The sequence below is a fragment of the Telmatocola sphagniphila genome, assembly GCF_018398935.1.
Lineage (GTDB): Bacteria > Planctomycetota > Planctomycetia > Gemmatales > Gemmataceae > Telmatocola > Telmatocola sphagniphila.
In genome coordinates, this window is record NZ_CP074694.1 from 3857681 (window position 1) to 3870065 (window position 12385).

Annotated in this window: 12 protein-coding genes; 3 read left to right on the top strand and 9 right to left on the bottom strand. The window is 51.5% G+C overall.

Annotated features, from left to right (window positions below; translation table 11 throughout):
* Positions 1-58: 58 nt before the first annotated feature.
* Together KIH39_RS15360 and KIH39_RS15365 are read left to right on the top strand one after the other, a co-directional pair.
* Entirely contained in the window at positions 59-514 is a 456-nt protein-coding gene (locus KIH39_RS15360; RefSeq protein WP_213494107.1) for a hypothetical protein, read from the top strand.
* A gap of 186 nt (positions 515-700) precedes the next feature.
* On the top strand, positions 701-1138 hold the full coding sequence (locus KIH39_RS15365) for a hypothetical protein (RefSeq protein WP_213494108.1): 438 nt from the start codon (positions 701-703) through the stop codon (positions 1136-1138).
* Between the two features lie 292 nt (positions 1139-1430).
* Here the strand turns inward: KIH39_RS15365 and tnpA are convergent, their stop codons facing one another.
* The 4 genes from tnpA to KIH39_RS15385 form a co-directional block, all read right to left on the bottom strand.
* Positions 1431-1676 (bottom strand): IS66 family insertion sequence element accessory protein TnpA, encoded by a 246-nt coding sequence (tnpA, locus tag KIH39_RS15370; protein WP_213494109.1) that lies wholly within the window; start codon positions 1674-1676, stop codon positions 1431-1433.
* Between the two features lie 1141 nt (positions 1677-2817).
* Entirely contained in the window at positions 2818-3273 is a 456-nt protein-coding gene (locus tag KIH39_RS15375) for a hypothetical protein (protein WP_213494110.1), read from the bottom strand.
* A gap of 181 nt (positions 3274-3454) precedes the next feature.
* On the bottom strand, positions 3455-3631 hold the full coding sequence (locus tag KIH39_RS15380; RefSeq protein WP_213494111.1) for a hypothetical protein: 177 nt from the start codon (positions 3629-3631) through the stop codon (positions 3455-3457).
* Positions 3632-3724: 93 nt separating this feature from the next.
* On the bottom strand, positions 3725-3937 hold the full coding sequence (locus KIH39_RS15385) for a hypothetical protein (RefSeq protein WP_213494112.1): 213 nt from the start codon (positions 3935-3937) through the stop codon (positions 3725-3727).
* 58 nt (positions 3938-3995) lie between these two features.
* Between KIH39_RS15385 and KIH39_RS15390 the strand changes: the two genes are divergently transcribed.
* On the top strand, positions 3996-4301 hold the full coding sequence (locus KIH39_RS15390) for a hypothetical protein (protein ID WP_213494113.1): 306 nt from the start codon (positions 3996-3998) through the stop codon (positions 4299-4301).
* 182 nt (positions 4302-4483) lie between these two features.
* Here the strand turns inward: KIH39_RS15390 and KIH39_RS15395 are convergent, their stop codons facing one another.
* From KIH39_RS15395 to KIH39_RS26865, 5 genes are all read right to left on the bottom strand, one after another.
* On the bottom strand, positions 4484-4693 hold the full coding sequence (locus tag KIH39_RS15395) for a hypothetical protein (protein WP_213494114.1): 210 nt from the start codon (positions 4691-4693) through the stop codon (positions 4484-4486).
* A 78-nt stretch (positions 4694-4771) separates the two neighbouring features.
* Complete coding sequence (locus tag KIH39_RS15400) at positions 4772-5176, bottom strand: hypothetical protein (protein ID WP_213494115.1); 405 nt, start codon at positions 5174-5176, stop codon at positions 4772-4774.
* A gap of 4 nt (positions 5177-5180) precedes the next feature.
* A complete protein-coding gene (locus KIH39_RS15405) occupies positions 5181-11420 on the bottom strand; it encodes an RHS repeat-associated core domain-containing protein (protein ID WP_213494116.1) in 6240 nt (2079 codons plus the stop codon).
* Positions 11417-11653 (bottom strand): hypothetical protein, encoded by a 237-nt coding sequence (locus tag KIH39_RS15410; RefSeq protein ID WP_213494117.1) that lies wholly within the window; start codon positions 11651-11653, stop codon positions 11417-11419. The genes KIH39_RS15405 and KIH39_RS15410 overlap by 4 nt, the downstream gene beginning before the upstream one ends.
* A 57-nt stretch (positions 11654-11710) precedes the next feature.
* Positions 11711-11833, bottom strand: a complete 123-nt coding sequence (locus tag KIH39_RS26865; protein ID WP_261352905.1) for a hypothetical protein — start codon at positions 11831-11833, stop codon at positions 11711-11713.
* Between the last annotated feature and the right edge of the window lie 552 nt (positions 11834-12385).

Consider the following 12385-nt stretch of genomic DNA (forward strand, 5'->3'; position numbering starts at 1 on the left):
CAATCTCCCGAGTCTGGCACCGCCATGCCAGCACTTTCCCCAATCCGGAGAACTCTCCATGAAGCAACCTTCGGTCTATTTGAAGATGCGGGTCCTCGGTGCTGTCGACACCGTCGAAGGGCGAACCCGGCATGAACGCGTTCACAATGTGGCCGCCATGACCTTCCTCGACGAACAGGGCAACTCGCGTCAGTTCACCTGGCGGACCATTCAGACCTGGTTCTACCGTTACAAAAACCACGGCATCACCGGTATGACTCCTCAGCCACGCAAGGACAAGGGACAAGTCCGCAAGGCCACGCCCGAGGAACTGCTCGAAGCCATTAACGCCGCCCAGCCCCACTTCCACAACAAACGCTCCAACAAGCGAGCGATCTATCGCTTCTGTATCGAACGGGGGTTCCTGCAAGCCGACCGCATTGCTCAAACCACTTTTTACCGCTTCATCCGAGAATACGATCTGCTCGCTCCCGTAGATGTCCTTTACCGCGGTTTGATCGCACTTAGGAATTAGAATAGCCGAATAGTTATTGAATTGCCAGTCGTCGCTTACGCTGCGAATTTGGTAAAGGAATTGACTTGTTAAGTCGGTTTTTCCCCGCCGTCTTTGATCGGTGATAAAACGTACCTCGCTCCTACCCCGCCTCGGGTCTGTACAATTTTCCTTTTCCATTTTGCTGAGGCTTACTCCTTGGGCGAGGTGCGGTTTTACCGCAGCGAGGAGGAATGGAGTTCGATCGCTGAACGGCTCAAACAGACCCACTGTCCGCACTGCAAAGTGGTCGGCACGCTGATTCAGCACGGCTTTTTGTTCGGCTATGACGAACGCAACCCCCAGAGCCTCGTGCCGGACTACACCGGCCCATCGCAACACCCCGGTCTCGGTCATCAGACTGCTCAAAAAATTCCCTGGAATTCGGCAAAAACACCCTTCAAAATGCAAAAAATCCATACAGCTTTAATTCGGCTACAAATGCGACCAGAATTCGGTTCGGGACACCTCGCCCACTGCTTCGACTGCCAAAAAAACTTCAACAACATCGACCTCTTGCTCACCCTCGATTACGACTTCCTCACCGCCGTCGATTTACTCGAACGCTGGCTCAACGAATATCAAACCCGACAAGCCAAAAAGTAATTAGTCGCAGGAAGCCCGTTCCTCTACGAACCTCTGCTGTTCACGGCGAACGGCAGCACCTCGCGCCGGACTACGCCGGCCCATCGCAACACCCCGGTCTCGGCCATCAGACCGCTCCAAAATTCCCTGGAATTCGGCAAAACACCCTTCAAAATGCCAAAATCCCTACAGCTTTAATTCGGCTACAAATGCGACCAGAATTCGGTTCGGGACATCTAAGCGGGATAGGGCGCTTTAGTTCGCGTCCATAGCGGTGTGCGACTGCGACTCTTTTCGAACGGAGAAATCCCTCTCAAGTGTTAACCGGATTGGTAAAGTTTCCGGGCGAGAAAACTAGGGTACAGTTGGGTTGACATATGACTGGTAATATTTCGGCCTTCAGACGCATGAGTTCGCGTTGCCAGTAAAGATAGGCCGCTTCGCTGATTCGAAGACGCTGACAGTAAGCTCGAATCGGTTCGTTGCTGGAACGCGGATCCCGAATAATCTTCTTCCAAAAAGCTTCCCGCTGCAGATCCCTCGCATGATGCTTTGACATGAATCAAACTCCCGATGGTTAAAACCACCAGGATAACTCCCCCGACAAGAAGGGAATTCACGGAACGGACTCAACCTTATGCCGTCGGACGACGCAACTGTCTCTTCTTCGGTTCCGACAACGGCGGACGAATCTTGGCGATTCCTTCCAGCTTCACCGCCACCTGACTGATGCACAAAATCAATCCCTGGGAATATCTCCGCGATGTGCTGATCCGCCTGCCGATCACACGAAAGAGCAGCTTCCCAGGTTGCTGCCTTACAATTGGATGAAAAACGACTGAACAGCGAAGAGTTGGTTCCACTAAGATGGGTTGTCCGACCCGTCGTTGGCGGAACAGATACCTTATCTTCCTGAGAAAATTTTAGTCGCATCACTGGCCAAGAGGAGTTCAGGCCCAACATCATTCGGTAGTGATTGGTAAGTTCGCTCATCCTTGCAAACGAACAAATCCGAGAACTCCTTGCTGCAGCTACCCACTAAAATTGGAGGAGAATCAAGAATTACAACAATTATCCGGTCTGAGAATAGTAAGTGCTTCTAGGCTGAGTTCTCTTGAACGGATTCTCAATCGATTCCAAGTATTGCTTTCGTATATTTTTCGGTTCGTTTTTCATGATTAACTGTTCTATCCTATCAATAATGGGTTTTCTAAATTCATTCAAGACACTGTATTCTACTATCGGAGCACCCGAATAAAAAAGTGCTCTTCGCAAATTGAAATACAATTCGTCGTCTTCTATTAGCATAAATCCTTGACAGCTGAAATCATAAATTTGACAATTGTCAAGATTGAATTCTCCGCGACTTTTAGTATCAACCAGCAGATAATTGTCGAGATTGCTTGCAAGAGGTTCAGGTAAGATGAAATTGGCGTCCATTTTGATTCTCGTTATATAAAAAAACAGAGTAAAACCAGTTTTTTTGTGAGGCATTTATTAGACCATGAAGGCAATGAGCTTTTTTTGTTCAGGAAATATTAAGGTATTGAATATAGGTCTCCGATTTCACGGCTAGGAGGATAGTAAGTCATTCTCTTGTTCGTTTCAGTAAAATTAAATATATCTAAGTTTCCCTTTTCGTCGAATCCTATGATTCTAGAATTTGAGTTTCGAAATTTATAAAGTAAATCCTGTACCCCTCACGTAATATTTGCCGTTTTTTGCGATTTAATTACTAGAGGAATTGGCCCTCTCTTGAACAAAAGATCGCCGTGATCGACGAGAGCACGGCGTAAAGCAATTCGATCGATACGGCGAGCTTCCTGCTCGAGCAACACTCCCGAAGGAGATTTTCCTTCCTCCTCCATAGCTCGGTTCCGATGGATTTCAACAAGCTCTCGGAACTGATCGCGAGATTCTGTCGCGACTCTCTCCCGACTTTTCCAAAGCGCCTCGGGAGTAGGACCCAGACCTCCTCTCGGTCGAGCCAAGGCATTGGCTTCCCGTCGAGCCGCCTCCACATCCTCAGCGTTCCACACTTCCGGATGGCCTTCCCAGGCAGCTCTACGTTCGATTCGACTTTTCAAAGATCCTATGCCCGCTTCGATCGCACCGTTATATTGTGGCCTCCTCGGCGGAGAGTACAAGCCGAACACGCCTTCTCGCTGCAAAAATTCTTGGACCACTTCGGCAATAAACGGAGAACGGCAGCGCCTCGTGCCGGACTACGCCGGCCCCTCGCAACACCCCGGTCTCGGTCATCAGGCCGCTCCAAAATTCCCCGGTATTCGGCAAAACACCCTTCAAAATACCAAAATCCCTACAGCTTTAATTCGGCTACAAATGCGACCAGAATTCGGTTCGGGATAACAAGCCTTCAGCCTCAACCATGCGGGCAAGTCGGTCACCACCATTCTCGACGACGCTCACCTCATGGATATGGCCTGTCTGCGAAAGTTGCGGCTGCTCTTCGAAGACTTCCCCAAAAACCACAACCTCATCCTCATCGGCCAACCCAGCCTGCTCGCCAACCTCGACCTCGGCGTCAACCAGGACATCAAAAGCCGAGTCACTTACTCCGTCATCGCCAAACGGCTCGGACCCGATTTACTGCGCGACTTCCTTCTCCGGGAACTCGATCGCATCGGACTCGGCCACAATACTTTTACGCAACCCGCCGTCGATCTCATCGTCCGCGCCGCCGACGGCATCCTGCGTAAAGCCCGCAATCTCTGCGTCGGCTGCCTCATCGAAGCCGTTCGATCCGCCAATAAAACCGTGGACATCGACAACGTCAACCGCGTCCTCCTGCAACCCCACTGGCAAAAGAATCCGACCTCGCCGATTACTGATTCTCAGCGCCCCCGTCGGAGAAACGATGATCCAACCCGATCTACTACGCCGCATTCGCAACGATTTGCCCATGCCCGTCACCATCGCCACGCTGGGAGCCGATGGGCCACCTTCGAAAATGAGCGAAGGTTACTTCCGCTTCCTCTGCCCCAACTGCGGCGAAATGCGGGCTACCGTCAACCCACGCAACAACCTCGCCCACTGCTTCGACTGCCAAAAAAACTTCAACAACATCGACCTCTTGCTCACCCTCGATTACGACTTCCTCACCGCCGTCGATTTACTCGAACGCTGGCTCAACGAATATCAAACCCGACAAGCCAAAAAGTAATCAGTCGCAGGAAGCCCGTTCCTCTACGAACCTCTGCTGCTCGCGGCGAACGGCAGCGCCTCGTGGCCGACTACGCCGGCCCATCGCAACACCCCGGTCTCGGTCATCAGACCGCTCCAAAATTCCCTGGAATTCGGCAAAACACCCTTCAAAATGCCAAAATCCATACAGCTTTAATTCGGCTACAAATGCGACCAGAATTCGGTTCGGGACACCGGAGCCAGATCCGCCTGCGGACAGGAAGCTTTGCACTCCGGGCAGACCAGCGATCCCCCCAGATGCTTCAACTCGATTTCGACCTTCTTTTCTTGCAGAGAAAAGTTCACTCGCTCCACGTGCCAGGAGGAATCCAGGACCAACAACAATTGGTGGTGATTGGTTATTTCGATCATCCTTCCAGACTAACAAGTCCGAGAACTCCTTACCGCACTTACCCACTAAAATTGATTAAGAACCAGATTTTATTTTACTCAACCCAAAAAAATCTGGCGGGCAAGCAATGGATCATTAACTTCGGTATATGCGATTGGTTTTATATTGTTCAAAAAATCTAAGCCATAAAGTGACTCTCCTACAATTTTTAGAAATTCTTCTGATTTTCCATTGTTATATAAATCAAGATTTGCTGCCGAATCTCTCAATTCCCCAAATGGCGCTTTTAAGGTTGTCAAACAATATTCGAATGTGTTTTGTATAATTTTTTGGTTTTTTGGATTTAGAGACTGAATCACTGGCATGAGCCACTGATGAGTAATTTTAATTACATCTTTTGGATCTTCCGATGAGTATTCGAGGAAATCAATTTTGTTAACAAATTGTAGCCTTTCGAGCAGATCCCATATTTGTTGAAATATAAAATAATTTGAAATTAACATAGACTCATCTTATTTGCGGGTATAAAGTTATCGGCCTGCCATATTCATCGAGAATAATTTTAGCTTTAGTTAAATTTGTGATTTCCGCGCCGGTACCTCTTTGAAATCCTCTTCCAATAGTTTTCAGCATGTCAATAGTGATTGAGTAGCCGCCCACATGATATCCTCCTGGAAACTCAGCTTTAAAGGCAGCTTGAGCTTTTTCTATAGCTTCTAGCATTGACTGGTAACTGGTAAATTGTGAGGAGTCCTGCAAGATAGGATTGCCTCTTCTATCAACCTTGACTATCCCGGTGTCTGGGTCAATTCCCCTCACAGCTCGATCTTTCAGCTTATTTTCGGGAATAGAGGGCGAATGTCTGTGTAGAAAGTGATTATCCTTAGGACCTGACCCTGCAATCTCAGTCAATTTTTCCAAAGCCTTAGCTTCTTTTTGCGCTTCAGTCAATATTTTTGTTGCTGCTTCGCTGCCGGTAGCACTTCCCTTCTCGGTAACTGACTTAAGTGTTTTTCCTTCTTTAGCGAAACTTGATAACTGTTTCAAAGTTTGGAAGAACTTTGCCATCCCTAGTCCGCCGAAGAATTCTCCAGCAGTCTTCATTGGATTATTGATTGCATTAGAAGTAATATGCTCTAAGACTCCGACTGGATCGGAATAGATGGCATCAAAGGCTTTGCCTAAGTTCCTGATAGTCTCTAAAGGATGGGTGATCGAATGCACTGTTGAAGCTACAGATTCGTATACACCACTTGTAAAAGAAGTCGCTCCATCGCCACTCAATCCTAAAAGCGTTTTTGCGAATAAATTTAAATTATTCCATGCTTTTATGCCGGAATTAGGATTGTCAAATGGATCAATTCCAACGGTAGCGCTGCCATACGCGCTTCCTAGCAGTTGCTGTGGATCTTGCAACCCACTCGGATCGGTCCCATCGACCGGGTCATTCCCGCAGTACTCGCTGACGTTATTGGTCCCTCCTCCAAAATACAGCGGATCATTTTCCAGCCACTGACCTGTCTGCGGATTGTACTCCCGATTCTGTGCGAACACCAGCCCCGAGGTCTCGTTCTGCATCAAACCCGTGTAGCCCAGCGTACCGCGTTGGCTGGCACTGCTTTCGTACACGATGTTGCCGTACGCATCGTAATCGGTCTGATCGAGCAGGGTAGGCGAAGTTCCGTTCACCACATCCCGGATACTCCCTTGAGCATCTTGCACCAGCCAGACTGGCGTGCCGCTGGCACTTCCCAGCCGGCCATAGACATCGGTCGCCCCATCGCCGTTCAGATACCCCACCAGCGTCCCTGAATCGCTCTCGAAGACCAGACGTCCGTTCACGTAATCGTACTGAGTATCCGAGAGTGTCGTCCAGGAGGACCCCACTTTCTGCGCATAGACCGCTTCGATGACGTAGCCGTTGACGTCGTGCGTGTACTGGAAGCGATACTCCGTGCTGCCCACGAAATGATCGGCCTCGACCAGCTGATTGTTGAAATCGTGAATGTAGGTCCAGGATTGCCCGCCCGCGATCAGCACCTTGCTGTCGAGATTCCCTTCGCTGTCATAGACATAATTCCAGGTGCCGTCGGAGTATTGGCGATTCAGGACCGGTGAGGTGCCCGTGCGGTTGCCGCCCGCGTCGTAGGCGTAGCCGTGGTAGCCGTCGTTGGTGAGTTGCCCAGCCGCATCGTAGGTGAAGGTTTTCGTCCCGGCATGGCTGGTGGCCGTCGAGACCTGATTATCCGTCGTATATGTGTAGCCGAAGGTAGGGCCCCAAGATGTTGAAATCGACGTCAGCTGTTCCTTGGAGTTGTAGCCGTAGGTGATGGTCCCTTCGGTGATCGACTTTGTGGCCCCAATCGCGTCGGTGACGGAATTCAAGCGCCCCGCCGTGTCGTAACTGAAGGTGGCTTTCTCGGCGTTTACTCCCATCGTTATCGTTCGGTTCGATAGACGGTAGTCGGTGTCGTAGGTGGAAGTCTGGCTATAGATACTGCCAGAAACCAAGGAGGTCAAATCGCCGTTGTTGTCGTAGCCGAGCGTGAAGCTGACACCAAACGGACCAGATTGGGAAGTCATCTGGTTTTCCGTGTTGTAGCCGTAGGTATACTTATTGGTCGTTCCTGAGTAACCGGCGGTATAGAGGCGACCGTCGCCATCATAAGTGTAAGTGATTACCGAGCCGCTGCCGGCACCGGTGCCAGACCAGGTAACCGAAGTTACTTGATCGTCGGCATTATAAGCGTAGGTCTTCGTTCGACCCAAGGAATCGGTCTGGGTGAGAACGTTGCCATCGGCGTCGTAAGTGGTATAGAGCGCGGCTCCGAGCGTAGTGCCCTGGCTTTGAACTCGAGCGATTTCTCGACCGTCTAAATCGTAGCGGAATGTCGTTAGTGTTCCGCCGGCATCGAGTAGAGTCAGCATGTGCCCATCGGCGTCGTAGGTCATTCGGGTCACGTGACCATTGGCGTCCGTGGTGCTCGTTTCTCGACCGCGTGGATCGTAAGAATTAACGGTTGTGTGACCTGCGGGATCCGTGGTGCTCAGGAGGTTTCCTTGAGCATCGTACGTATAGGACGTCGTTCCGAGGGGCGAAGTTTCAGAAGTGAGCAATCCGAGCGAGTTGTAAAGGTAGCTGGTCGTTACCCCTTCGCTATCCGTGGAAGTGGCGACCGTGCCATCTTTGTTATAAGTTGTGCTACTGGTTTCACCATCGGGACCAGTCTCCGATTTAACTCGTCCCATGTTATCCAGAGTTTCGGAGGAAGCTCCTCCTTCGGCATTGGTGGATCCGGTCTCTTCGCCATCGGGATTGACGGCATCGCTGGTACTGGTGGTTGTTATCCCCGGACCCGATTCGGTGCTTCCTCGCTGGTCTCCGAATGTGTTAAAGGAATTGGTATCTGTCAGACCGGTTTGAGGGTCGACTTGGCTGGTCATCTCGTCGAGAGCATTCCAGTATTCGAGCTCTTGCAGGCCAGCGTTATCCACGGTCTTATAAGTTCGCCCCAGTATGTCGGCGTATTTAGCGGAAGTAAAGCCTCTGGCGTCGAGAACAAACGATACGTCTGTCAATTCGTTCGTGCTGTACTGAGTGCTATTTGCGTAGGCATCGGTCGATTTTTGCAACTGACCGTTGCCATCGTAGGTGTTCGATGAGGCGGTTGTCGGAGTGACTTCAGTCAGAATGTTACCATCGCCATCTTTTGTCCAAGTGGTGACGCCCAGAGATGCAGTTCCTACCCCATCAGCTTCCGCCGTGGTTTCGTAAGCGCCGTTTAAGAAGTTATCGACGGTGACTGGATTGGATGTTATCGTCCCGTAGTAGGATATTCCAGAAACCACTTGTTCATAATTGCCTGATTTGACGTAGGTAGTGTCGGTCTCGCTAGCTGCGCTAGTCCCAAACCCTGCGATCTGTACGGTTTCGCGAAGATTTGGGTAGTAAATGGTGTGCGTATCAGAATTTGTCGGGGAGATTGAATCGACTACACGGCCGGAGATGTCCTGCACTGTTGTAGTTGTGGCTGCATCTACTGTACCGTAGGCCTCGGTAACTGAAGATGACAGGCTTCCGCCGGCGCCTTCGTAAGTATAGTAAGTGACTCTAGCACTCGGGTCGATGCTTTCCAGTAATTGCCCGCCTGCATCATAGATCGATTGGGTGTAGCGAGTGAGAGGGGCACCCGAGGCATCATAACCTGCTTGGGTCATCAAAGTTGTGCGATCCCCTGGATCGTATTGGTAATAAGTCTTATTGCCACCAGGGGAATCCACTTCACTGACTTCGCCGTTGGCCCCGTAATAGGTTACGGTTGATCGAGCCAATGAAGTTCCAGCCGCTTCGATCATGAGCGTCTGTCGCTTATAAGAATCGTAAGAGAAATCCGTATACGATAGATCCGAGGATTCGATCTGAGCCAAAGTGCCGTTGGGATTGTAGTAGTAGTCGGTGTAATAGCCATTACCATCCTCGGTCCACTCGAGGTGACCGAGGGAATCGTAATAGGAACTGGTGGTTTTTCCAGCCGGGTCTTGATGGAAAGTAACGAGTTCGTGGGAATCGCGAGTGAATAGTTCGTAATTTCCATCCGCGTAATCGATCTGCGTCGGGTAACCATTACTGTCTAATATATAAGAAGTTTCTTTCCCATTGGTGTCGGTGTAGCTGGTCATGTCACTATGGGACCAGGTCCAGGATTCCGTATCCCCAATCTGATTAATGGTGTCGGATTTCCGCGCTCGCAAATCCATCCAGGTTTTGGTGTACTCGCCGTATGAGCCAGTTGGTGTCGTAATCGCGACGGGAGTTCCTTCTAGTGCGGTGTCCAGTGCGAAAGTGTTCGCAGGCTCTAGAGAGTAGCCGATCCCCGCGCCATCCGTACTGCCTTCTCCTTGGCCCGATCCAGGATCGTATGTGTAATTGGTTGTGTAAGGGCCGTTCTGAATGGCGGTGAGTTCGTGAGCCGCTCCATAACTATAAGAGATGTCATTCCCCGGACTTCCTAAAGTGTTGATGACATAAATCGAAGTCAAGGAATCGCCGCTGTGAGCTACAACATAGTCATGTGATGAGGTCTGAATGCTGCTGAGTTCATCTCCGGAATAGTTGAAATAGGCCGTGGTCCCATCAAGTGTAGTAATGGTTTGAATAGAGTCCGCTCGTCCATCGCCGGTAGCGTCTCTGTAGGTGACGTACAATTGTTGATTAGCCGCATCCAGTCCGTACCAATTAGTTTCCATGCCAAGCGAGTTGAAAAGCGTTTCGGAGCCATCGGGAGCAAGGTAAGTAAAGGTTTTTCCGGAACCACTTCCAAAAGAGGTCAATTTGCCGTGGTCGCCATCCATGCCATCAACGTAGCTTTCGGGGCCAGTTCCTGTACCTGTCCCGGTGCCAGAGTCTTGCAATTCGAAGAATCGCCAGCCGCCGTTGCCGTAGACCCTCAGTTCACCCGCGGGGAGCATGGGAGGTGGGGAATACGTACCAGATCCGGATCCGGTTCCCGTGCCACCCCCTCCGCTTCCTCCTCCGCCACCACCCCCGCCGCCACCCGTACCTGTTCCTGTCCCGGTCCCGCCGCCACCGCCGCCATCACCACAGCAACAGCAGCAATCACAGCAACCATCGCTTCCCGTGCCGGTTCCAGTTCCTGTCCCCGTGCCCGTGCCGGTTCCAATGCTTGTGCCGGTACCTATTCCCGATCCAGTTCCAGTTCCAGTACCGACGGTTACGGGGTTATGAACAATTGCGACAACACTCGTGCCTGTACCAACACTACCCGTCCCCGTGCCGGTTCCTGTACCACCACCGCCAGTACCGGTACCCGTTCCTGTACCCGTTCCAGTTCCAATGCTACCTGTGCCTGTGCCACCGCTTCCCGTCCCAGTGCCGGTCCCCGTCCCTGTTCCGGATCCATGTTCGCAGCAGCAGCAATCGCAACAGCCATCCCCTCCTGAACCCGTCCCTGTTCCTGTGCCTGTCCCTGTCCCCGATCCACTGCCTGAACCACTTCCGCTGCCCGAACCTGAACCGCTATCCGTGACCGTTTCACCGGGAAAATGTACTTGCTCGACCGATCTGATGTGAACGAGTCGATCAATTCCCGCCACGTTCCAACCTGCTCCGTAAGCGTTATTAATCACTTCAGGTAATCCAGAGCCTGTTCCTGTACCCGTTCCAGATCCGTGCCCGGCCGGCACGGTTCCGTTTTGAAGCACTTCAACAATTGTTGACCCAACGATCCGATAAGGTTCTGGAGGGCCACCGGTACCCGTGCCAGTTCCAGTCCCTAAACCAGTACCAGTACCCGAACCTGTTGCAGGATAAGAGTAACTAACATCCAAGATGTATTGGTATCGGTCTGTCACCGGGACATCCGACGGCACTTGAATGGCGGTCGTGATTGTGTCGCCACCATGGAATGACGAGAGATCCACCGTTTCTGTCGTCGAAGAAGCCCAGGTCACCGTCTCGCCCGAACCGGTTCCCGAAGAAACCATTCGGGCATCCCATTCCAAGGTAACGGTCATTGAATCCGGCAAGATTTCATTGGACGAGAATGCGACCGGCATTTGGAATGTGTAGTCGATTATCGGGCGTGAATCCACGAAATCGGAATTGTAAACTAATCCGATTCCGGCAGAATTCGCCGTGCCGGGACTGGTATCCAGGTCGAGAGGATAATTCGCATTTACGTTGCCAGTCTGCGGTCGGGCACTACCGGAGAAGGGATCCCAAGTCAATCGATAGGCAGATCCCGGATCTGGTTGTAGGTCGTAGACTTGCGAGCCCGAACCCGAGTCACTGCCACTTCCGCTTCCGGAACTTCCAGTTCCGGTCCCAGTACCCGTCCCGGAGCCTCCACCGCCTCCTCCCTCGCAACAGCAGCAATCGCAACAACAATCTCCCGTCCCGGTTCCGGTTCCGGTTCCGGTTCCGGTTCCGGTACCAGTACCAGTACCAGTACCAGTACCACTACCACTACCCGTGCTTACTGGATTATGACTTATAGCTACAACACTCGTTCCCGTGCCTACACTGCCTGTACCCGTCCCCGTGCCGCCGCCACCAGTGCCAGTTCCGACACTCCCAGTTCCGGTGCCACCGCTCCCCGTTCCCGTTCCCGTTCCTGTTCCTGTACCCGTACCACACTCACAGCAACAGCAACCGCCAGTCCCGCTACCTACGGTTCCTATGCTAACCTCAGCGGAGCGTTCGCGATTCGTGCTTAATTGACCGTTAAGCGACAGTAAAACCGTTGGTTTTATGGCTGCCCGTGCATCCATGCGTCCGTTAGGTGTCGATTCGACGATGATTATTGCAGAGACTTGACCTGCAGCGAACGTGATCGTGTCGGAGTGGAGTAACGATTTGCCTTGCCCGGTCTGCTCGTAAAGTCGATAATCTTCCCAACGCTTAGCTGTTCCGCTCAGAGTGAAATTCACCGTCGAGGCTTGCGAAGGATCGCCCGTTCTCCAGACTAAAAATTCGCCAGTTTTCCCCGAGTTCGTCGTGGGGAACAGGGCCGCCACTCGCGTTGCATGCCCCGAACCCGAAGCAGCTAAATCGCTTTGTGTGATCGCTCCTAAGTTTACAGTCGTGGTTACTTGGGTTGTGGTGGAGGATTGACCGAGGAGAGCAAAAGAAATATTGCTAGCGGCACGGACATTGTTTGTGGGAATTAACGAAATTACTGCTGTATTTTGGC